Source organism: Leclercia sp. W6 (assembly GCF_003336345.1).
Lineage (GTDB): Bacteria > Pseudomonadota > Gammaproteobacteria > Enterobacterales > Enterobacteriaceae > Enterobacter.
Map to the genome: position 1 here is coordinate 2018305 of NZ_CP031104.1, position 23299 is coordinate 2041603.

The 23299-nt window shown below is 57.2% G+C and carries 18 protein-coding genes; 3 read left to right on the forward strand and 15 right to left on the reverse strand.

Annotated features, from left to right (window positions below; genetic code table 11):
* Positions 1-300 precede the first annotated feature (300 nt).
* Both DVA43_RS09995 and DVA43_RS10000 read left to right on the forward strand, forming a co-directional pair.
* Positions 301-1380, forward strand: a complete 1080-nt coding sequence (locus DVA43_RS09995; protein WP_114315438.1) for a porin — start codon at positions 301-303, stop codon at positions 1378-1380.
* Between the two features lie 184 nt (positions 1381-1564).
* Positions 1565-2755, forward strand: coding sequence for an amino acid aminotransferase (locus DVA43_RS10000; RefSeq protein WP_103178937.1), 1191 nt, complete (start codon positions 1565-1567; stop codon positions 2753-2755).
* Positions 2756-2866: 111 nt separating this feature from the next.
* Here the strand turns inward: DVA43_RS10000 and DVA43_RS10005 are convergent, their stop codons facing one another.
* The 7 genes from DVA43_RS10005 to cmoM form a co-directional block, all read right to left on the reverse strand.
* Positions 2867-3514, reverse strand: coding sequence for an MBL fold metallo-hydrolase (locus DVA43_RS10005; RefSeq protein WP_039029469.1), 648 nt, complete (start codon positions 3512-3514; stop codon positions 2867-2869).
* Positions 3515-3532: 18 nt separating this feature from the next.
* Entirely contained in the window at positions 3533-4081 is a 549-nt protein-coding gene (locus DVA43_RS10010) for a YcbK family protein (RefSeq protein ID WP_103823365.1), read from the reverse strand.
* 178 nt (positions 4082-4259) lie between these two features.
* Positions 4260-6083, reverse strand: coding sequence for a L,D-transpeptidase (gene ldtD, locus DVA43_RS10020; RefSeq protein WP_114315439.1), 1824 nt, complete (start codon positions 6081-6083; stop codon positions 4260-4262).
* A 183-nt stretch (positions 6084-6266) separates the two neighbouring features.
* Entirely contained in the window at positions 6267-10715 is a 4449-nt protein-coding gene (gene mukB / locus DVA43_RS10025; protein ID WP_114315440.1) for a chromosome partition protein MukB, read from the reverse strand.
* Entirely contained in the window at positions 10715-11419 is a 705-nt protein-coding gene (mukE, locus tag DVA43_RS10030; RefSeq protein WP_114315441.1) for a chromosome partition protein MukE, read from the reverse strand. Before mukE ends, mukB begins: the two co-directional genes overlap by 1 nt.
* A complete protein-coding gene (mukF, locus tag DVA43_RS10035) occupies positions 11400-12722 on the reverse strand; it encodes a chromosome partition protein MukF (RefSeq protein WP_103823368.1) in 1323 nt (440 codons plus the stop codon). The genes mukE and mukF overlap by 20 nt, the downstream gene beginning before the upstream one ends.
* Positions 12719-13504, reverse strand: a complete 786-nt coding sequence (cmoM, locus tag DVA43_RS10040) for a tRNA uridine 5-oxyacetic acid(34) methyltransferase CmoM (RefSeq protein WP_114315442.1) — start codon at positions 13502-13504, stop codon at positions 12719-12721. Before cmoM ends, mukF begins: the two co-directional genes overlap by 4 nt.
* Before the next feature lie 124 nt (positions 13505-13628).
* On the opposite strand from cmoM, the gene elyC reads away from it, so the two are divergent.
* On the forward strand, positions 13629-14408 hold the full coding sequence (elyC, locus tag DVA43_RS10045) for an envelope biogenesis factor ElyC (protein WP_114315443.1): 780 nt from the start codon (positions 13629-13631) through the stop codon (positions 14406-14408).
* On the opposite strand, the gene DVA43_RS10050 is transcribed toward elyC, so the two are convergent.
* The 8 genes from DVA43_RS10050 to ihfB form a co-directional block, all read right to left on the reverse strand.
* Positions 14385-15278 (reverse strand): YcbJ family phosphotransferase, encoded by an 894-nt coding sequence (locus tag DVA43_RS10050; RefSeq protein ID WP_114315444.1) that lies wholly within the window; start codon positions 15276-15278, stop codon positions 14385-14387. The two genes, elyC and DVA43_RS10050, sit on opposite strands and share 24 nt — an antisense overlap.
* A gap of 138 nt (positions 15279-15416) precedes the next feature.
* Positions 15417-16163 carry a 3-deoxy-manno-octulosonate cytidylyltransferase gene (gene kdsB / locus DVA43_RS10055; RefSeq protein WP_103823372.1) on the reverse strand — a complete coding sequence of 249 codons (747 nt, stop codon included), beginning with the start codon at positions 16161-16163 and terminating at the stop codon, positions 15417-15419.
* The gene (gene ycaR, locus DVA43_RS10060) at positions 16160-16342 is read right to left on the reverse strand and encodes a protein YcaR (protein ID WP_114315445.1); all 183 of its coding nucleotides are present in this window, start codon (positions 16340-16342) and stop codon (positions 16160-16162) included. The genes kdsB and ycaR overlap by 4 nt, the downstream gene beginning before the upstream one ends.
* 45 nt (positions 16343-16387) lie before the next feature.
* Complete coding sequence (locus tag DVA43_RS10065) at positions 16388-17617, reverse strand: winged helix-turn-helix domain-containing protein (RefSeq protein WP_114315446.1); 1230 nt, start codon at positions 17615-17617, stop codon at positions 16388-16390.
* Between the two features lie 15 nt (positions 17618-17632).
* Complete coding sequence (gene lpxK / locus DVA43_RS10070; RefSeq protein WP_114315447.1) at positions 17633-18637, reverse strand: tetraacyldisaccharide 4'-kinase; 1005 nt, start codon at positions 18635-18637, stop codon at positions 17633-17635.
* A complete protein-coding gene (gene msbA, locus DVA43_RS10075) occupies positions 18634-20382 on the reverse strand; it encodes a lipid A ABC transporter ATP-binding protein/permease MsbA (RefSeq protein WP_103178923.1) in 1749 nt (582 codons plus the stop codon). Before msbA ends, lpxK begins: the two co-directional genes overlap by 4 nt.
* Before the next feature lie 36 nt (positions 20383-20418).
* Positions 20419-22683, reverse strand: a complete 2265-nt coding sequence (locus DVA43_RS10080) for a ComEC family protein (RefSeq protein ID WP_114315448.1) — start codon at positions 22681-22683, stop codon at positions 20419-20421.
* Between the two features lie 213 nt (positions 22684-22896).
* A complete protein-coding gene (gene ihfB, locus DVA43_RS10085; protein ID WP_039029484.1) occupies positions 22897-23184 on the reverse strand; it encodes an integration host factor subunit beta in 288 nt (95 codons plus the stop codon).
* Positions 23185-23299 lie beyond the last annotated feature (115 nt).

The following is a 23299-nucleotide window of genomic DNA, read 5'->3' on the forward strand; positions in this document are numbered from 1 at the left end:
GATAAGCAATTCATATAGATAGAATATGTGAAGCTTTAAATTTAGCCATTCAACTCTGAACTTTGAGGTGCCTCACAAAGTTCCTTAAAATTCACATTTAGTTACACATATTTTCTTATTGTAACCGATTCTTTATGTTTGTAGCACTTTCAGGCTAGCGAAACCGCTATTTGAATGGAAAGATGCCTGTCAGACACATAAAGACACCAAACTCTCATCAATAGTTCCGGAAATATTTATTGACAGAATTTATTGACGGCAGTGGCGAGTGTCATAAAAAACCAATGAGGGTAATAAATAATGATGAAGCGCAATATCCTGGCAGTGGTTATCCCTGCCCTGCTGGCAGCCGGTGCAGCTAACGCAGCAGAAATTTATAACAAAAACGCTAACAAGCTGGACTTCTACGGTAAAGCTGTAGGTGAGCACATCTGGACCACCAACGGTGACACCAACAACGGTGATACCACCTATGCGCGTATCGGCTTCAAAGGTGAAACTCAGATTAATGACCAGCTGGCCGGTTACGGTCAGTGGGAATACAACATGGACGCTTCTTCCCAGGAAGGCGCTCAGGGTACCAAGACCCGTCTGGCATTCGCAGGCCTGAAAGCTGGTGATTACGGTTCATTCGACTACGGTCGTAACTACGGCGTGTTCTACGATGCGCTGGCTTCTACCGATATGTTCGTCATCTGGGGCGGCGACTCCCTGGCGGCAACCGACAACTTCATGACCGGACGTAGCACCGGTCTGGCTACCTACCGTAACTCTGACTTCTTCGGTCTGGTTGACGGCCTGGCAGTGGGTCTGCAGTACCAGGGCAAAAACGAATCTGGCCACACCACCGGCCGTCAGAACGGCGACGGCGGCAGCTACTCTCTGGGTTATGACTTCGCTGAAGGCTTCAACGTAACTGCAGCTTACTCTAACTCTGACCGCTCTACTGCGCAGAGTGTTGACGGTAAAGGCGAACGTGCTGAAGGCTGGGCAACCTCCCTGAAATATGACGCAAACAACCTGTACGCAGCGGTAATGTACGGCGAATCTCAGAACATGACCCGTGAAAACGACGGCGAGTTCGCGAACAAGACTCAGAACGTTGAAGCTGTGGTTCAGTACCAGTTCGACTTCGGTCTGCGTCCATCCGTGGGTTACGTTCAGTCCAAAGGTAAAGATCTGACCGGTCGTAACGGTTTCTCCGGCGGCGATGCTGACCTGGTGAAATACGTAGAAGTGGGTACATGGTACTACTTCAACAAAAACATGAACGTGTACGCTGCGTACCGCTTCAACCTGCTGGATGACAACAACTACACCGAAGCAACTGGCCTGTCTACCGACGACCAGGCGGGTGTAGGTATCGTTTACCAGTTCTAATCAGTACACCACTTTGTTATATGTCTAAAAAACAGGGCTTCGGCCCTGTTTTTTTATGCCTGAAAGCAAAAAATGGCGACTTTTGAAAAGCCGCACGCTTTTTGTAGCAAACGGTTGGCATTTTGTAGAACTATCGTTAACCTGATAGCGGATTTCACTTCCGTAACCACAATGGAACTTCGTCATGTTTGAGAACATTACCGCCGCCCCTGCCGACCCTATTCTGGGCCTGGCCGATCTGTTTCGTGCCGATGACCGCCCTGGGAAAATTAACCTGGGTATTGGTGTCTATAAAGATGAGACCGGCAAGACCCCGGTACTGACCAGCGTTAAAAAAGCTGAGCAGTATCTGCTGGAAAATGAAAATACCAAAAACTACCTCGGCATCGACGGTATTCCGGAATTTGGTCGTTGCACCCAGGAACTGCTGTTCGGCAAAGGCAGCGCGATTGTCAGCGATAAACGTGCCCGCACAGCGCAGACCCCTGGCGGTACTGGCGCACTGCGCGTGGCAGCGGATTTCCTCGCCAAAAACACCAGCGTAAAAACCGTCTGGGTGAGCAATCCGAGCTGGCCGAACCACAAGAGTGTCTTTAACTCTGCAGGTCTGGAAGTGCGTGAATATGCTTACTACGACGCGGCCAACCACTCTCTGGACTTCGACGGCCTGCTGGCAAGCCTGAGCGAAGCGCAGGCGGGCGATGTGGTGCTGTTCCACGGCTGCTGCCATAACCCAACCGGGATTGATCCAACGCTTGAGCAGTGGGAACAGCTGGCGAAACTCTCCGTAGAAAAAGGCTGGCTGCCGCTGTTCGACTTCGCGTATCAGGGCTTTGCTCGTGGCCTGGAAGAAGACGCCGAAGGCCTGCGCGCCTTCGCAGCAGTCCATAAAGAGCTGATTGTTGCCAGCTCCTATTCCAAGAACTTCGGCCTCTACAACGAGCGCGTAGGTGCCTGTACGCTGGTGGCGTCTGATGAGCAGACCGTTGACCGTGCATTCAGCCAGATGAAATCTGTTATTCGCGCTAACTACTCTAACCCGCCGGCTCACGGTGCGTCTGTAGTGGCGACTATTCTCAGCAATGACGCCCTGCGCGCTATCTGGGAGCAGGAACTGAACGACATGCGTCAGCGTATTCAGCGCATGCGTCAGCTGTTTGTGAACACCCTGGCGGAAAAAGGGGCGGATCGCGACTTCAGCTTTATCATCAAACAGAATGGCATGTTCTCATTCAGCGGCCTGACCAAAGAGCAGGTTCTGCGTCTGCGCGAAGAGTTTGGTGTGTATGCGGTGGCATCGGGTCGTGTTAACGTGGCGGGGATGACGCCGGATAACATGGCGCCGCTGTGCGAAGCGATTGTCGCGGTGCTGTAATGCTTTAAGCCGGGCGGCACTGCGTTTGCCCGGCCTACGTGTAGGCCCGGTAAGCGTAGCGCCACCGGGCAATTAAAAAAGCCTGCTTAAAGCAGGCTTTTTTAATGTTCGTTACCAGACCGGCATTTCATCCTGCAGGAACGGATTGTGCAGCCGTTCGTATCCCAGGGTAGACATCGGGCCATGACCTGAAATAAAGGTCACATCGTCGCCCAGCGGTAATAACTTCTCTTTGATCGAGCGAATCAGCTGGCCGTGATCGCCCCGGGGGAAATCACTGCGCCCTACGCCGCCTTTAAAGATCACATCGCCAGAAATCAGCAGACGCGACTGGTCATCAAAGAAAACAATATGGCCTGGAGTATGCCCTGGACAATGCAAGACCTGTAATGTCACATTGCCCACGTTGACGCTCTCGCCCTCATTCAGCCAGCGATCTGGCGTCAGGGGAAGACATTCATCAAGACCAAACATGCGGCTCTGCGCCGGTAATCCCTGCAGCCAGAACTCATCTTCTTTTTCCGGGCCAATCACCGGCACGCCATAATGCTGTGCCAGTTCAGCCGCCGCCCCCACGTGATCGAGATGACCGTGGGTCAGCAGGATCTGCATTAAGGTCACGCCAGCGGCAGCGACTTCCTGTTTGATCTTCTCTGCATCGCCACCGGGATCGACCAGGGCTGCCAGTTTGGTTTGTTCACACCAGATAAGCGAGCAGTTCTGGGAGAAGGCGGTGACCGGAATAATACGATAGTTCATACTGCTCCTGATTTGTTATTACCAGTGCCGCAATGGCCCGGTATCAATATGCACAAAGTTGCTACGTGGGTAATATCCTACACCACCTGCGCGCATAGATAACGCAGCTTTGCGAACATTGGCTAACGAAACGCCTTCAATATGAAAATCCATCGCCTGCCCTTTGGTGTGATAGCTCTTTTTAGCTACACCGCGGCTGTGGGCGCGCAATTCATTATTGGTATCAAGAGAGCGGTAGCCGGAAATGAGCTGGACCGGTTTGCGGGTGCCAAGCAAACCCTGCAGGCGGTAAAGCTGGTCAAATAATCCCGGATCGATGGCCTTTACTTTATTGGCGCGGAAATCACGGAAAAAGTGATTCAGCTTGGCTAATTCATCCTGAATATAGCCCCGACCATCAAAAAACTCAGCTTTGATCGACTCACCTGTGTGCAGGTTATTAAGCGTCAAAATACGTGGTCGAGGGGTAGAGAGCGTGGCAAATGATGGCGTAGGTAAGATGGCCGCGCCCAGCGCAATGCCACCTAACGCCAACAACTTACGGCGATTAGCGTCGAATTTGTCCATGGTAATCAGGTCTACAGGTCAATGTTATCGTATAGATGCTTTACAGCGCACGAAGGGCACATTACCGGGCAAACCTGTCATCGTCAAGGCACCACAACCCAGGAAAGACGGGGCTTGCAACCGCAAGACCCCGTTTATTTTTCCATTTAGACTACCGGAATTTTCCGAACTTCTTCATTTATCTGATCAATTGCTCTGCCTTGGGCAGAATTTGTATGTTGGACCGGGCGGTCTCATCATAATTGTAAATATCTGTACGATACTGCGTCCGGCCATCCTTGCCGACGAAGGCGGTGAGATAGTACAGATTAACCGGAATATTCTGGCGGATATTTACATATCGCGTGTCACCCTGCTTCAGCGCATCCGAGATACGTGTGTCGTTCCAGCCAGCATCCTGTAACAACATATTTGCCAGTTCTGACGCCTTATTGACACGCACGCACCCAGAACTGAGCGCACGGGCATCTTTCTGGAACAGGTTGTGGTTCGGCGTATCATGCAGATAGATGGCATCCGAGCTTGGCATATTGAATTTATACCGACCCAGCGAGTTGTGTGCACCAGGTGCCTGCTGGAAACGGAAAGGTAAATTCGCCGGCGTGATGGTCGCCCAGTCGACTTGCCACGGATCTATCGCCTCTTTACTGTTCCAGCCGCGCAGGACGGTATAGTTATGGCGTTCAAGATAGCCCGGGTCATTCCACACCTTCGGCAGAATATCTTTGCGCGCCAGCGTCGGCGGCACGTTCCACGGCGGGTTAACCACCACGTTGTTCAGCGCGCTGCTCATCATCGGCGTTTTACGATCCGGGCGGCCCACAATCACGCGGGAGGCCAGCACTTCACTGCCGTTCTGATAATAGACCAACGAAAAGGCCGGGATATTCACCATGATGCCCGTCGAGAGTGTTCCCGGCAGCAAACGCAGACGCTGGATATTCAACGCCAGCACCCCGGCACGCTGTGCGGGGGTCATGTTTAGCGCCTCACGCGTCGCCTGGCCGATAACGCCATCCGCGCCCAACCCCTGGCTGGCCTGGAACGCTTTTACCGCTTCAACCAGGCTACGGTCATAGGAGGCCGGCTTGCTGGAGACGGACTTCGTCTTCTTTTCGACGGAGGGCGCCGACGGGCTGACGACCACGCTTTGCGGATCGTCACCCGGCAGGGCAATTTTTGGCCCGCCGTCAATCACGCCTGAGCGCTTCAGGATTTCACGCAGGGCCGGAACATCGCTGCTCCACTGCCCCGGGCTCAGCTTAGCGGTGCCCTGAATCTGTGGCCAGGGCTGCGTGTCAGCCACCAGCTGCAGCAGAGACTGGTGCATCACAGCATATTGCGGATGCGTCGGAGCCAGCCCGGCAATGAAGTGCGGCACCGTGCCGTTATCCAGCGCCAGCTGCCACTGGTTAATCACCGACAGCGGCGGTGTCGCCAGCTTGTAAGGCTTGTTGCTGTAGAGCCAGCGGTTGCCGTTGACCGGGATCCCCGCCACAAACTGCAGGTAGCCCATCATCGCATCGGACAGCACGACGTCGCGCGCCATCCCGGTGACGGCAGGCTGGGTCAGCAACTCGACCCAGGCAGTAAATTGCGGCTGAAAACCGGCGATGGCGACTTCAGCCAGCTGCTGCTGGAACGCGCGCACAGCTTCACGATCGTCCCACATCGGCTTCATGTCACGCGCGGCATACAGCAGCGTAAGTTGATTGAGATAGGCCGGGGTGTAGCCGGCAGGCAGCGCCGCAAGCAATTCCTGACGGCGTTGCTCTGCATTGACATCCGCAGGCAGCGGCCGGATACCGGCCATTATGGCGGTGGCAGGCGATTGCTCAAGCGGCTGGGACAGCGCAGTCGGTTGCGCGCCCACCGTGGCGGAGCTATCGACAGGAACCAGCTCGGGCTCATCCGCCCGCGCACTAAACAGCGGAGCAACTATTACCGTCAGACACAAACTGAGTGCCGACAGCTGACGACCATACATATTATTCAGCAACATCCCTTGCCCCCTGTTTGCTATACGTCACGCCCTCATCACCGGGGCTTCACTTCATTATAGAAAGGCAGACCGGCACCAGCCTTACCTTATGTAAAGAAGTTTAAAGTTAACGCAGCCGCCAGTACAAGCTCAAGGAATAAAAAAAGGCGGCCCGGGGGCCGCCATCGCTAATTTTCAGATTCCTCAGGAGGCGTCAGCCGTTCCGGGCAAGGACTCTGGCGGCTGCGGGGCAAAGCCGCGCAGACCCACAACATGAACGTGCTCGCTGTTCTGATAGACCTTACGCACCAGTTTATAGGTGGTGCCTTTCTCCGGACTGATATTTTCCGGCGCCGCGATAATCAGCTGCATATCCAGACGGTCGCAGAGCTCAAACAGCGTGGCGATCGAACGGGCATCCAGACGCGCCGCCTCATCAAGGAACAGCAGACGACATGGGGAGATATCCTTACCGCGCAGACGGCGGGATTCATCTTCCCAGCTCTGGACCACCATCACCAGAATCGACATCCCGGTACCGATCGCTTCCCCCGTTGACAGCGCACCCGATTCCGCGCGCAGCCAGCCGTCAGAGCCACGGTTAACTTCCACTTCCATCTCGAGATAGTTGCGGTAGTCCAGCAGCTCCTCACCGATGGTCTGCGGCGTACGCTGGCCCATGTCGATCTGCGGGTTAAGACGCTGATACAGCTTCGCCAGCGCTTCGGAGAAGGTGAGGCGGTTGCTGTTGAACAGATCCTGATGCTGCTCGTGCTGCTCGGCCAGCACGTCAAGCAGCGTGGCGTGGGCTTCACGCACGTTGACGTTCAGTCGCACACTGTTAACCTGGCCGAAGGAGACGCTCTGCAGGCCCTGGTTCAGCTGACGAATACGGTTCTGCTCACGCTGGATCGTCTTACGGATGATATTGGCCACGCTGCGGGAGCTGATCGCCAGCTTCTGCTCACGTGAGGTCAGCTCTTCCGTCAGACGCCCCAGTTCAATCTCCATCTGTTCAATGGCTTCAACCGGGTCATCGGTGCGAATGATATCCTGGCGAATACGCTCGCGCAGATGCTGATAGACCGCCACGAAGAACTGAATTTTGCGCTCAGGGCGCTTCGGATCTTCCGACATGCGCAGCACATCGCGCAGGTGTTCGTTATCCGCCACCGCCAGACGCAGCGCACCCAGCGCTTTATCCGACATTGAACGCAGCTCATCGCCGGAGAGATAGGCCAGCTCGCGGCGGTGCAGACGGCGTTCAACACCATTGTCTTTCACCATCCGCATCACGGCGCACCAGCCCGCTTTGGCGGTCACCACCTGCTCGCGCTTCTCATGGTAGTCACGTTCCAGCTTGCGCAGACGGCGGGTCAGGTTATCCATCTCCGCTTCACAGAAGGTGAGCGCTTTTTCCAGCTGGTTACGGCGGGCGCGGTTATTGCTGAGCTGGGCATGGAGTTCGTCGCGACGAATGCGCGCCCGCTCCTCTGCCCCGCTGTCGGCCCGCACGCCGATATCCTGCAGCTCTTTATGCAGGTCGGTCAGCAGCTCTTTCTTGGTATCAAACGAACTTTTCAGCGACGCCAGCACCTGATTGTACTGGCTCAGCTGCGCGGCATGGCTACGCATCGCCTCACGGGCACGGGTACGTTCCGTTTCCGCCTGCTCCAGACGCTGGCGCAGTTTTTCGTTCAGATCGCTGTTGCCGTTCAGCATCTCCGCCGAGTCGGAGTAGCTGAAGTGCGCCCGGCGCTGGGAAACTTCGGTCAGGGCAAACGCCTGCTGGCGCGCTTCGCGCTGGACCTGCTGCGACCAGGCATAATCTTCTTTCAGCTGTTCGAACTGTTCCGGGTCGCTCTGCAGCACAGAGACCATCGGCTCCAGCTTCGCCAGCTGGTTGCCGTACTGTTGCACAAAGCGCGCGGCTTCCTGCGCTTCGTCGAGACGCTCCTGGATCTCATCCACGCGATCGGCGAGGGTGTCGTCCGCCAGAAGGTTCAGGCGCGGCAGAATGCGGTTAAGGGCAGCGACGCCCTCTTTAGCCTGCTCGAACTGGACGCGGCTCTGCTGGTTATCATTTTCGTGGGCTGAAATCGCGCGTTCAAGCTCGGTACGACGGGTGGTGAACTTACGGATCTCAGCTTCCGGATCGGCCTCAAAGGCCACGGCCAGATGGCTGCCGATAAAGCGGCTGAACGCCTGGTGCAGACGCTGGGTTTTTTGCACGTCGAACGAGAGCGTCGCAAAACGTTCCGACAGCGCTTCGCGCTCGGTATGCAGGCTCTCAATACGACTTTCACGGGCCGCGCGGCCAAACAGCGGCAACGCCGGGAAGCGCGAATAGCGCCACTGGCGATCGGCGATTTTCACCACCACCGCTTTTTCCAGCTCGTCGACGCCAAAGACGCTGTCATCGAACGACTGCGGATCCCCTTCGATCAGATAGAGATCTTCCGGGCAATCTTCCAGCCCTTCGAGCTGGTCCGCGATCAGCGACAGATCCGGCACCACAATCGCGTGGCGGGATGGACCATACAGCGCCGAGTAGTACGGCGCGTCTTCCAGGCTGACGTCGTCATAAATTTCTGACAGCAGCACGCCGCCAAAACGCTCTGCAAGGGTGTTCAGACGGGCGTCTTCTGCCCCGCCCGGCTGGCTTAAACGTTCGATCTCGTCATCGACAGCGCGCTTACGCCCCCCCACTTCGTCACGTTCAACAATTGCTTCGCGTTCACGCTCCAGCAGCTGCTGCAGATACTCCGTGACCTCCTGGCTGGATTCGAAGGTTTCGCCACACTGCTCGCTGAGCTGGCTGAGGCTGCTCTGGGCTGCCAGCCAGATCGGGGCGCGCTGCATCAGCGTCTGAATACGCGACTGTAGCTGCTCCATCTCCTGACGCAGCGCCATGCGCTGTTCGCTGGCACTGGATACGCTGTCGGACAGCGACGCGATACGGGCTTCCAGCTCCTGATGCAGGCTTTCCAGATCGTCAATATCGACCCGTTTACCCTGACGCTTGCAGAACTCAGCCAGCAGGCGTTCCGCCTCCTGCTGTTCACGCAGGCGCTGCTCCAGCTCGTTCAGGCGCATACGCAGCGGCTGGACCTGTTCCGCCAGGTGGCGCTGGTTAACGCCATCACGCAGCAGCTCGCGGGCCACTTCCCACGCTTCGGCGCGCGCCAGCGGGCCGTTAATCGCGGCCACCAGCTGATATGCCTGTTCAAACTGACTGTGCGCAGTTTGCGCCACGCTCATTTTCTGCTCAAGATTCAGCAGTTTTTCTGTGGCTTCCTGCTCTTTGGCCTGGAAGGTCTCCAGCCACTGATCCGCGCTCTCTGGCGTCAGGTCCGGCAGATGGCAAAGCGCTTTTGCACGTTCCAGCGCCTGCAACGCCTGATTGTACTGAATGGCGCGGGTTTGCTGGACGTCGAGCGCCTGCTGATAGTCGGCAAGCTGGCTTTTCAGCTCATCCACTTCCAGCTCGGCGGCTTCGGCCCGGGCTTCGTTCTCTTCCTGCTTATCGGCAGCTTCCGCCACCACTTCGTTCTGCTCTTCCAGACGAATTTGCAGTTCATCGAGATCCGCTTCGTAGCGCTCGATTTTTTCCTGCTGACGCAGCGCGGTTTGTACCAGGTTCAGGTGATCGCTGGCGGCCTGATAGTCTGCCTCCAGATCCCCTTCTGCTCCGTTATGCTCGGACAGCTCGCGGGCCATCTCGACGTGCTTGTACTGTTCAGAGGCCAGCTGCTGGCGGGAGGTGAAGAGCTCACGGCGATACTCGAGAGCCTGATCGAGATGAATGCGGCGCTCGTTGGCGTGGCGCATGTAGTCCGCCGCCACATAGTTGGTGGCTTCGCTGATCAGGTGCTTGAACAGGTCGCGGTCAGACTGCGTGACGCGAATGGCTTCCAGCGTCATACGGTTTTCACGCAGCGCCGCTTCCATGTCCTGGAACGCCTTACGCACACCGCTGTTTTCCGGTAACAGGTAATCACGCAGAGAGCGGGTAATGGCGCTGGAGATCCCGCCGTAGAGCGAGGCTTCGATCAGACGATAATATTTACTGCGGTCCGAGGCGGAGCGCAGACGACGGGCGACGATGCCCAGATCGAACATCAGCGAGTGGTATTCGGTGATGGAGTTAAACTGCTTAAACTGCACGCCTTCGATAGCTTCCAGTTTGTCTTTCAGCTCCTGCAGCGTCAGCACGCGCGCCTGGCGTTCGTTGAGGGTTTCCGTCAATAGCGCGGTGGGCTGAACGGAGGTTGGCAGCCCCTGAATGGCGAACGGTTTGATATCCACTTTACGGTCGCGACCGGCGACCTGCTGTAAGCGGACGCCAACCACCACGCGCTGATGGCGGGAGTTGATCACGTCCAGCACAGAGTAACAGACACCTGCCTTCAGCTTACCGTGCAGACCCTTATCACGGGAACCGCTGGTCGCGCCGGCTTCGGTGGTGTTACGGAAGTGCAGCAGGGTTAAGTCCGGGATCAGCGCCGTGACGAAGGCCGCCATGGTGGTGGATTTCCCTGCCCCGTTACCGCCCGAGAGCGTGGTCACCAACTCATCGAGATCAAAGGTGCGGGCAAAGAAACCGTTCCAGTTAACCAGCGTCAGTGAGCGAAATTTACCGCGTTCAATCATTACTCTTCCTCCCCGCTATCCGGCTGATTGTCTTCATGCTCGTCATTGAGCTGCAGATGGTTTTCCACCGGCATCGCTTCGCCATCACGGATCATGCGCAGCTGCGCTTCGCGGGCGTCATCACCCACGCGCACGTCGGCACCGAAGCGGAACACAGATTCAGTGATGCGGAATTTGCTGCTGTCATGGCCCATAAACCACACCATCCCCAGACGGCGCAGACGGTTCAGGGAGGAGCGCACTTTTTCCTGTAACTTCTGACGGTCTACGTCCGAGCCGGTGGAGCGGTTGTTGACCAGCTTCAGCAGCTTGCCTTCGTCCGCCAGGGTCATCAGCTCGTCATAGAGCTCCTGCTGGGTGAAGATGCCTTCGTTCGCCAGACGCTCCGGGCTGAGGTAGAGATAGCAGAGAATCTTGCCGACCAGCATGTCCAGCTCGGAGAGCACCGAGCGCGGGATGAGCGTGGTGGAGCGCGGACGCAGATAGAAGAACCCCTCCGGCGCACGGATCAGCTCCACGTTATAGCGGGCGTAAAACTCTTCCAGGTACTCCTGAAAATCCATTAAAAAAACGTGATTATCCAGCTCGTCGAGACCAATGTGACGACCGGCACGCAGCTGGCTGTCCAGCGCCGGAAAGATCGGATTTGCCAGCGCCTGGGCCAGCTTAACTGGCATCACGTGTTCAATATTTGTCAATGACATGCGCCTGTACCTTGGCTCCGTAATCGTTGATCGGCTGCCACTTCGGCGGCAGGCCGGTGAAATCTGCTTGCGCGACGCCCAGGCGTACCGCCTGATCGACCACGATGCGGGCGATATCGAAATGGCGGGCACGCGGGTATTGTGCGAGGTAGTCGCGCACCACCAGACCGAGATCGAGTGGTTTGTTTTTGGTTTTGAAGATCGCCAGCTGCTCCTCGATCATCGCCGCAAGCTGTTCCCGTATTTCGTTAAACTCTTCATATTCCAGATCGGCTGGCAGCTCGCCGGTGACCTCTTCGTCGCGCAGGCTCATCTCTTCGTCACGCATATCGAGCAGGCGGTCAGCGCTGGCGTAGGTCAGCGCCCACGGCGCATCGAAATAGGTCTGTACCGACTGGCGCAGGCGTTGGGCAAACACGCGGTTTTTATCCATGTCGATAGCGGTACGGATAAATTTATGCACGTGGCGGTCATAGCCGATCCACAGGTCAATCGCCTGCTGGCCCCAGCTGATAATGCGGTCCAGCTTGCTCTGCAGGTCGAAGACCAGGCGATCGACAAAATGCAGGTTGTCCTGGGCCAGGGTGGCATCCTGAATGCGCAGCAGGTTAGCCTGCAGCTTGTCCCCCGCAGCCTCCAGCGTATCCTGCAGTTCACGCAGGGTGCCGGAGGTTTCTGACAGCAGCATTTCACAGCTGGAGATTGCCGCCCGCCAGTCTTTGTTCAGAAGCTGGGCGATGTCCTCTTTCACCAGCTGCTGCTGCTCATCCATGATGCGCTGCGTCAAATCGATGCTGTCGAAAATCTCGGCTACTGAATATTTCAGCGGCGCGTAGACGTTACGGTGCCAGTGGAACTCGTCACCGCCCTCATCTGCGGCATCGGCTGCACGCTTCAGTTCACCCGCCACAATGGAGAGCTGCATCGAGAGGCGCAGGGTCGAGAATTCGCGCTGGCGAATGTAGTAGTCGGTAATGCCGATGCCCAGTGGCGTCAGACGATAGATGGCATTCCCTTCTGCCAGCTCGCTGGTAAAGCGGTTCAGCAGACGTTGACGCACCATATCGTTAATCGCGTTATTGGCACGCACATTAATGGTTTCGCTGGTTTGCTCAAACGCATCACTGACATGGCGGAACGCATCCACCAGTTCGCCCTCGCTCATTTCTCCATCCAGCCGTTCGCTGTTCAGCGTGGCGACCGCCAGCAGAAAAGAGAGTCTGTCTACCGGCAGCGAGAGGGAGAAATCGTTTTTTCGGGCCCAGGCAACCAGCTCGGGGACTGTCTGGGAAAATTCACTCATAAGTTATCCTTGCTCTGCGGCTTGCGCGCGGTGACGTGAATGTAGCGACCAAGGCTAATATAAGGCTCTTGGCGGCAGTACCGCGTCTCTAATTCTGTCAGGGCGTCAAAGCACTCATGCTGCTTCTGTTTATCGCGCAGATAATCATGAAACACCCTGATGCCGGTTTTCCCGGTAATCTGCCAACCGGAGGTTTCCAGCCAGCCATAAACCTGCTGCGGGTCGCGCGGAAAGTCCGGTGACAGCGTACGGCGTTTCTTCTTGTACATGCCCTGCTGTACATAACCGAAATTCCCCACCAGCACGTTACGCATTAACAGGCCGTTAGCGTTGTAAAACATCAGCGACAGCGCGCCGCCGGGGCGCAGTATCGACCAGAGCGTCTTCAGCAGCGCCTGGGGTTCGGCTACCCATTCCAGCACCGCATGAGACAATATCAGATCAACCGGGCTTTCCAAATGTTGAGCGATCTCCTGAGCGGCACAATGTATAAATTGCATGTTATCGCTCACATCTTTCTCCACCGCGGCACTTTCAGCGCGGGCGATCATTTCAGCAGAGAGATCGCAAAGGATAACGTGGTGCCCACGCTCAGCCATTTTTATCGCCGTCTGGCCTTCACCGCCGCCAGCGTCGAGGACACGCAGTTTCTTGTCGCCAAATCCGGCCAACAGGATGTCCAGATCCTGCCAGAGGATCGTCTGCCGTAGACGGCCTTTGGTCGTGCCGTAAATATTGCGGGCAAACTTTTCCGCGATGTCATCAAAATTGCGATCCCGCATTGGGAGAGCTCCACCCACTCACAACAAAACCGCTATTTTGTCACAGCCGGGCGGAGAATGAACCTCTCTGGTGTAATATCGCTGACAATCATCAGCTATATGGTCAAAAAAGGAGCCAGAAAGGATGCTTTTTACTCTAAAAAAATATATTGGCGGCATGATGCTTCCCCTCCCTCTTCTTCTGCTGTGTATCGCGCTGGGCCTGGGGTTGCTGTGGTTCAGCCGCCATCAGAAAAGCGGCAAAATTTTGGTTACGGCAGGCTGGCTGGCGCTGACGCTGCTGAGCCTGCAGCCGGTTGCGGATGGGCTGTTACGTCCGGTCGAAGACAAATACCCCACCTGGCAGGGAAATGAGAAGGTTAAGTACATCGTGGTGCTCGGCGGGGGCTACACCTGGGATCCACAATGGGCTCCCAGCTCCAATCTGATCAACAACAGCCTGCCGCGCCTCAATGAAGGCATGCGGCTGTGGCTGGCGAATCCCGGGTCGAAGATGATCTTCACCGGGGCGGCAGCACAAAGTAATCCGGTGAGTACCGCCGAAGCGGGCGCGCGCGTGGCGCAGTCTTTGGGCGTGCCGCGCGAGGCGATCATCACTCTCGACAGTCCAAAGGATACCGAAGAGGAAGCCGCCGCGGTGAAGCAGGCGATAGGCGATGCGCCCTTCCTGCTGGTGACCTCAGCCTCCCATCTGCCGCGGGCGATGATCTTCTTTGAACGCCAGGGTCTGCATCCTCTACCCGCGCCCGCGAACCAGCTGGCGATTAGCGCCCCGCTTAACCCCTGGGAACGGATCATTCCGTCCCCGGTATGGCTGATGCACAGCGATCGCGTGGGCTATGAAACGCTTGGGCGCGTCTGGCAGTGGCTGAAGGGCCTGTCAGGCGAGCCAGGGGAGCAGTGATTTCGAGGCCAGATCGAAGTTGGCGCGGCTAAAATGCCCGGTATTCACCAACTGCGCCACTTCGTCCCACAGCGTATAGAGCCAGCGCCGCCAGAGGAACGACTCTGAGACCGGCGCGCGCCGCAGGTAGTGCCAGAGTAAATCCTCCGCCTGCCCGCTCTCGCTCAGGCGAAACAGTTCATACTCCCGGGGGGCCCACAACATCACGCCGGGCCCGACCATCGCCAGCAGCTGATCGCTGCGGGGATCCTTGAGCATACTGCGCAGCGTAAAATTGCCGTGGATCAGCACGCTGTTGTCATTGAATCCTTCAAACAGGGTGGGCAGGCACTCGCGGGTACGAAACAGAATCCGTTTATCCTGCATGGTCAGGCCGGTGTTGTGATACTGGTTTAGCGTCCCCCACAGCACCTCGACCCGCTGGCGGTACCAGAGTGGCCAGAGATTTTCCTGGGTGCTGTCCACCGAGCCGACCAGCCCTCCGCTGTCCAGCCGGTGCCAGGCCAGCAGCGCTTCAACTATCTGATCTTTTAGCTGCTCCCAGCGTTCAGGCGTGCGGGCTGGCGCTTCCACCGGGACACCACGCAGACGCTCAATCAGCAGAACATCCAGGCCCGGATGTTCTTCGTGGGTCATCACGCCATAAACGGTCGGCATTCTTACCGTGCCGCTGCGGGCCAGCATGGAGATTTTCCACGCCAGCTGTCGGGCCACATCCGGTGAAGAGAAGCTTCGCGCCAGTAACGGCATGGGGTTTCCCTGGCTGTCGTACAGCGACCATAGCGTGGTATCCGCCTTTTCATGCACGCATTCCACACGGCTCAGTTTTTCACCCAGCAGATGGCTGAGTTCGGCTCGCAGCTGTTCCATTTGAGATTACCCCCATTAAGACTACTGCTTTTATAATGAGCGTCTGGCGGGCGGATGTCACTCTTATGAGAAGATTCTGTAGCAGAAATTCAGAAAATTGAGACAAAAAAATCCCCTCAAAAGAGGGGATGGCGGGGATTAGCGAAGTTCAGCGCGAACGCGGGCCAGATCTTCTGGCGTATCAACGCCTGTGCCCGGGACCTCGTGCGCGACGGCGACGTGGATCTTTTCGCCGTACCAGAGCACACGCAGCTGCTCGAGCATTTCGATGTTCTCCAGCGGGCTCGGCTGCCAGTTGACGTAACGGCGGATAAAGCCTGCACGATAGCCATAAATACCCAGATGACGCAGGATGCTGTCACCAATGTTATCCCGGGATTCGGCAAAGCGATCGCGATCCCAGGGGATAGTGGCGCGGGAGAAATAGAGCGCATAGCCTTCAGCGTCCAGTACCACCTTCACCGCATTCGGGTTGAATGCCTCTTCTGCGCTATGAACCGGCACGGCCAGCGTCGCCATACCCACCTGACGCTGAGCGAGGTTTTCTGCCACCTGACGAATAATGACCGCCGGGATCATCGGCTCATCGCCCTGCACGTTAACAATCACCGTGTCGTCGCTGAAACCGCATTTTTCCACCACTTCGGCCAGGCGCTCAGTGCCGGATTGGTGATCGGCGCGGGTCATGCAGACTTCGCCGCCCGCCGCTTCAACTGCACGCGCCACCTCTTCATGATCGGTGGCGACAATGATCCGCTCCGCGCCGGACTCACGGGCACGTTCAAGCACATGCACGATCATCGGCTTGCCGTTGATATCCACCAGCGGTTTACCCGGCAGACGCGTGGAGGCAAAGCGCGCCGGAATAATGACAACAAAACTCATGGTTTGCTCTCTTCAGGCGCCAGGGCGCGGGCTTCGGTTTCCAGCAGGACGGGAATGCCGTCGCGCAGAGGGAAGGCAAGGCTATCCACTTTGCAAATCAGCTCCTGCTTATCCTGGCTGTAGTAGAGTTTGCCGTTGCACACCGGGCAGGCAATAATTTCCAGTAAACGGTGTTCCATAGTTCCTCCGTATCAATAATCGGTAAAGTTTACCATATTCCTTTTTCAGACCGCGTCTATTTCCCAGCCAGTTCGACAGGCGTGAAAAAGTCCGTCAGGAAGATGGCCCAGCGCGATGCGTGTCGCCCCCTGCCAGCCCGCAAAATCACTGATTGCCGTGGCAAGCCCCTTCTCCAGCGCAACGCTTATCCGAACATCCTCTTCCAGATAAAGGGCGATAACCTGTAACTCGCCGGTTTTGCGGTGCATCTTGGCATCCATCCGCCCTACCAGCTGTCCTCTATGCAGCAGCGGCAAGACGAAATAACCATACTGGCGTTTCGGCGCCGGCGTGTAACACTCCAGCCGGTAGCTGAAGTTAAAGAGCTGCTCCGCACGCTTACGATCCCAGACTACCGGATCGAACGGTGAAAGAACGGCGCTATGGGTCGCGGTGAGCTTCCCTTCCTGCGCTTCGTTAAGCAACGGCAGCAGATCGGCATGCAGCCACATCTCCCCCAGCGTCTCCACCTCGACGCGGACCACCTGCTGCTGCGCCTGCCAGCGCTCAAGCAAGGGGGTCAGCGCGGGCTGACGCAGGCGGTAATAGTCGGCCAACCACTGGGGGCGGAAAATGCCTAAGCTGCGGGCGCTGTTTTCCAGCATCACGGCCTCTGCCGCCGCCTGGGTCAGCATATCCCGGCTGTCATCCCACTCCGGCATCACCCGATGTGTGAGATCGTAAACGCGCTGAAAGTTACGCCGTTCCACCACCATCACCTTGCCAGCGGTGAATAATCCCTCAAGATGGCGTTTATGCGGCTTCCACTCCCACCACCCGCTCGTTCCTTTGTGGGGATGTTCAAAATCGGCGGAACGGACAGGGCCTTTCTCCTGAATATGGGCGATAAGCTCCTCTATTTCATCCGCATGTTCCTGCATCCAGGCCTGACGGTATTTCCAGCCCATTTTATCGGGCGCGAGCATTCTGTGACGCACCAGCGCAAAGTCGCTGCGCGGCAGGAAACACGCCTCGTGCGCCCAGTACTCCATCAGCTCTCCCTGACGCAGGGCGTTATCCAGCCAGTCGGGCGAATAGGGGCCGAGACGGCTGAACAGCACCAGGTAAGGGCTGCGGGCAACGATATTGATGGTGTCGATCTGGAGCAGCGACATGCGCTTGATGGTGGTAAGAATATCGGCGGGTTGGGCACGACGACGGGGCTTTTTCAAAAGCCCCTGAGCGGCGAGATGAAGATGACGTGCGGCTGAAAGCGTGAGTTGCGGTAAAGCCATGCCTTGTCCTGTCAGTTAGTGCGCGGGCGAAACCTCTTTTACCTGCCCTGCAAGGGCGATAAGCGCCTGGAGCAGTTGTTCAGGCTGTTCACCCTGCAGTTGGGCATCAACCGGTAAATACCACCAGTTATCCCGGGCAAAGGCGCGGCATTTCACCGCATCTTTTTCGGTCATGATCAACGTCTGACCAGGCGCAGTAAACGCCGCAACCTGCTCCAGGCTCAGCGCCTGGTGGTCGGCCAGCGGCACTCTGTGCTGAAGCTGCGCGCCGCAGGCTTCCAGGGTGGAGAAAAAGCGCGGGGGATGACCGATACCGGCCATCGCCACCAGATTGTTAAGCGCGGCAACGTCGCGCCGCTCACCGGTCAGCAGATTCACGGCAAGTCCTGGGTGCAGCTGCATCGGGATCTCCCCCGCCTGCGCCGTACCGCCGTTGACGATAACCGCATCCACGGACCGCAAACGCGACGCGCGCTCGCGCATCGGTCCGGCAGGTAACCACCAGCCGTTACCAAAGCGGCGAACGCCATCAATCACCACAATTTCTTTATCCCGGGCCAGCGCGTAGTGCTGCAGGCCGTCGTCAGTGATCACAATCTGGACATCCGTCTGGTTCAGCAGAGCCTGCACCGCCTCGCTGCGCACCGGCGAAACCGCTACCGGCGCACCGGTACGCTGAAAGATCAGCACCGGCTCATCACCCGCTTGCGCCGTGGTGGTTTGCGCGGTCAGCAGCAGCGGATAGCGCTCCGCCTTGCCGCCATATCCCCGGGAGACAACCCCCACGCGAATCCCGCGTTTTGTCAGCTGTTCCACCAGCCAGATCACCACCGGCGTTTTACCGTTACCGCCAGCGGTAAGGTTGCCCACCACCACCACCGGCACCGGCGCGCGCCAGGCCCGTTTGAGCCCCACTTTATAACTCAGGCGGATCAGGCCGCTGACCAGGCCATACAGCCAGGAGAGCGGCAACAGCAACAGCCAGAGCGGAGACTCACCGGACCAGATGCGCGCGATCATTCGCCAAACTGCATTTTATGAAGCTGGGCATACACGCCCTGGTGCGCCAGCAGGTCAGCATGGCTGCCCCGCTCGACGATGTAGCCATCTTCCACCACCACGATTTCGTCGGCTTTTTCAATCGTCGACAGGCGGTGGGCAATCACCAGTGAGGTACGGTTCTTCTGCAGCTCATCCAGCGCAGACTGGATAGCGCGTTCGGACTCGGTATCCAGCGCCGAGGTAGCTTCATCGAGGATCAGGATTGGGCTGTCACGCAGCAGCGCGCGCGCAATAGCAATACGCTGGCGCTGACCGCCGGAGAGCAGGACACCGTTTTCACCGATAATGGTATCCAGGCCGTTATCCATCTTATTGATGAAGTCCATGGCGTAGGCCATCCGCGCCGCCGCTTCGATCTGCTCGCGGCTGTACTCTTCATTACGGGCATAGGCGATGTTATTAGCCACAGTGTCGTTGAACAGGTGCACATTCTGGGAGACCAGTGCGACCTGATTACGCAGCGACCGCAGGGTGTACTCACGCAGATCGTGGCCATCAATCAGGATCTCACCCTCATCAATATCGTAGAAGCGGGTGATCAGGCTGGCGATGGTCGATTTACCCGAGCCAGAGCGGCCCACCAGGGCTACGGTCTTGCCTGCAGGGATCTTCAGATTGATATTGCGCAGAGCAGGCGTATCACGACCCGGATAGGTAAAGGTCACATTGCGGAACTCCACGTCGCCGGTTGAGCGCTCAATCACGCGTTTGCCTTCGTCTTTTTCCTGTTCGGAATCAAGGATCGCAAACAGCGTCTGGCAGGCTGCCATCCCGCGCTGGAACTGGGCGTTAACGTTGGTTAACGATTTCAGCGGGCGCATCAGGGCAATCATCGACGAGAAGACCACGGTGATGGTACCGGCGGTGAGGGTTTCCATCACGCTCGGGAAGCTGGCGGCATAGAGCACAAACGCCAGCGCCAGGGAGGCGATGAGCTGAATGATCGGATCGGAGATAGAAGAAGCAGACACCATCTTCATCCCCTGCAGACGCATCTTATTGCTGACCTTATCGAAGCGCTTGGTTTCGAGTTCCTGGCCGCCAAAAATCAGCACCTCTTTGTGGCCTTTCAGCATCTGCTCGGCGCTGGTAGTCACCTGCCCCATCGTGTTCTGCATGTTCTTACTGATGCTGCGGAAACGCTTCGAGACGACGCGGATCGCAATCGACACAATCGGCGCCAGCACAATCAGGATCAGCGACAGCTGCCAGCTGTACCAGAACATCAGGGCGAACAGACCAATAATCGACGCCCCTTCACGCACAACGGTAATCAGCGCGCTGGAGGAGGAGGAAGCCACCTGCTCGGAGTCGTAAGTAATGCGCGACAGCAGGGTGCCGGTCGACTGCTTGTCAAAAAACGCGACCGGCATGCCCATCATATGGCTGAACAGGCGGCGGCGCATGGTCATTACCACTTTGCCCGAAACCCAGGAGAGGCAGTAGCTGGAGATATAGCTGGTGATGCCGCGTAAAATCATCAGGCCGATAACCACCAGCGGCATCCATAGCAACACTGAGCGATCCGTTTTACCAAAACCGTCGTCCAGTAACGGTTTGAGGAGCGATAACATGAAGGTATCGCTGGCTGCGTTGAGGATTAACGCTACGCCCGCCACGATTAGGCCCGTTCTGAAGGGTGCAATCACCGGCCAGAGTCGGCGGAAGGTCTGCCACGTGGAGAGATCTTTGTCGTTATGCATTCAAAAAACCAGCATTTGTTGAAATAGCCGCATATTCTACCCGTTATCTCCGGGCGCGCCAAACCACTGATGATACCAACGGGGCAAAATTTGATCCCGTAAGCTATGGATTTGCCAGCCATGTTGCGAAAAAGAAACGGTAAGTTGTCCCAGTCGGGGTGTTGTTAGCCAGCGATACCCCTCCTTTTGGTAGCGGCGAGCCACTTTGATCGAAGGCAGTCGCCACGCGTTATAGCGGGAGGCAGACACCAGAGCGATCTGCCCACCCACGCGCTGCACCAGAGGGAGTGACGAGGAGGTATTACTGCCATGGTGCGGCACCTGGATAAGTGTAGACGCAAGGTATTGCCAGTGACGACTGAGCATCGCTTTTTCTCCCTTCGCTTCAATATCGCCGGTTAACAACACGCTATGGGTACCGTCCTCAACTTTAACCACGCAGGAACCGTTGTTGCCGCGCTGCGGTTTGTTGGCGAGGGGCCAGTGTGCGCTGAAGGTCAGCCCTCGCCACTGCCAGCGCTCCCCGCGCACACAAGGGCCATGCCCGGCCCAGCGCAGCGGGCTTCTTATCCACATAGTCGGCCACGCCTTACGTAGCGATACCAGCCCGCCGATATGGTCGAGGTGTTCGTGGCTGATAATCACCCCCTCCGGGCGTAAATGGTGCCACCGTAACCAGGGAATGATCAGCTGTTGCGCACTGTCCCCGCCCGGCCAGGCAGGGCCGGTGTCATAAAGAATCGCTCTCCCCTGCCGCTCGATCACCATTGCCAGCCCCTGCCCGACATCCAACATATGCACCGCCCAGCCCTCGGTTTTATCAGCTCGCCATAGTGGACTACTTGCCAGCACCAGTGCCGAGACACAGACAACCGGACAGGTACGCGCCCCGCGCAGCCGCCAGGCGACGATGGCGGCCCAGGGCAGCAGGGTCAGCCACAGCCAGCGTTTATCGACCGGGATCCAACCGTAAGGGAGCGCGGTTAAAAATCTGAACAGCAGCGACAGTGAGCCATCCGCCATAGTCCAGACCATATTTTCCGCCGCCGGCCACATGCAGAGGTGCAGCCCCATTCCCAGCAAGATCAAAGGCACCGAAATAAAGGTCACCAGCGGCACCGCCACCAGATTCGCGACCAGTGAAGAGAGGCTGAAACCATGGAAGACGACAATCTGTACCGGCAGCAACAGCAACAGCATGCCAAGCTGCAGGTGCAGCAAGCTAACCACAGCCCTGACGACCCACGGGCCGGAAAAGCGCGGAGCTGGCACCCACTGATACCAGAAAATCAGCACCGCCACGGCAAAAGCGGACAGTAAAAGACTGTGCGACAGTACGGCCAGCGGATCGGCCAGCAAAATGGCAGCAATGCAGACTCGCCATACCTGCCAGGGCGACCAGAGACGACCGCTCAATTGCAACGCCAGACAAGCGCCCAGTGAGACGACGGTGCGCAACGCAGGAGGTTGCATTCCGGTAAGCCAGGCGTAAAAGGCTGCAAAGCAGAAACCTGCCACCAGCGGGGCTCGCCAGCTTACCCAACGCCCCGGGATGAAAAACTGTATGCCCCGCACCAGCAGCCAGACAACCGATGCCGCCAGGGCTATGTGCAAACCTGAGATCGCCATCAGATGCCCGGTGCCGGTTTCCCGCATCAGATTTTTTATCTCTGACGTTACCGCCAGCCGCTCACCCATGCCCAGCCCCAGCAGAACCGGCCCCCAGGTATAGGTAGAAAGTGTGGCCGTCAGCGAGGTGAGATAGCGGGCGCGTAAGCTACAGCGATCATCTATTACATCGGCATGGGTAAAACGCCCGGTCAGGGGCTGATGCTGTGCCAGGGCATAGCGCTGGGAATCGAACCCGCCATCGTTGAGTTGCCCGTGAACGGCACGTAATGACAAGGTCATCGCCCAACGCTGCCCGGCGCAGCCCGGTTGCGGCAGCGTGTTGCCATACAGCGTGACGCCTACTGCTGGCACCATCGCTTTGCCGTTGAGCTGGATAATGCGGGCCCGATAGGCCGCCTCGTTTTCAACCGCTACGATCTCTATCTCCGCTTTCTGCGGACCCCGGGTCAGATTCTGCATTGGCCAGACCGCACTTTGCGCGGCCAGCGCTCCCCAGGCAAAGAAGAGCAGCCAGAAACCACTGTAGCGGGCCACGTTATGACGAATTAAGGCGAGCAGAAATCCGGCACACGCTATGGCCTGGATAACCGGCAGCGCTGGCAGAGCGGGCAGCCAAAGAAGTGGCAGGATAGCCAGAATCAGACATGTCGCTAACGACGTTAAACGCATTTACACCTCCCTGTGTCAGGGCAGTGTGCGTTCAGACATTCAGTCTGTCAGGTGCGAAATTGTGCGGTTGCGACGCAGGCTGGCATAAATCAACGGCGTGCAGCAAAGGGCCGGGAAATTTGCGGCGCAGCTTCCGGATAAAAAGGAGAAAAACAAAAAAAGCACCCGCAGGTGCTTTTCTTGTGGTCACTCAGTTTTGCCCGCAGGCTAAACTCAGTTGCCGTAAATATTGGCGCGATCGCGCAGCTCTTTACCCGGCTTAAAGTGCGGAACGTATTTACCTTCCAGCTCTACTTTGTCGCCAGTCTTCGGGTTACGCCCGGTACGTGGAGCACGATAGTGCAGAGAAAAACTACCGAAACCGCGGATTTCAATGCGCTCGCCCTGTGCAAGAGTGGTAGCCATATGCTCCAGCATCTCTTTTACGGCGTCTTCCACTGCTTTCGCAGGTATATGCGATTGCTGGCTGGCAAGTCTTTCAATCAATTCTGACTTGGTCATGATTCCTCCGGTTCCTTCAAACCAATTAGCTAAACAGCTTAAACAAGGGCGGCCGTAGCCGCCCTTTGTTATTGATTACAGGACGAATCCTGCAATCTGTCAAGTCACTCTACGA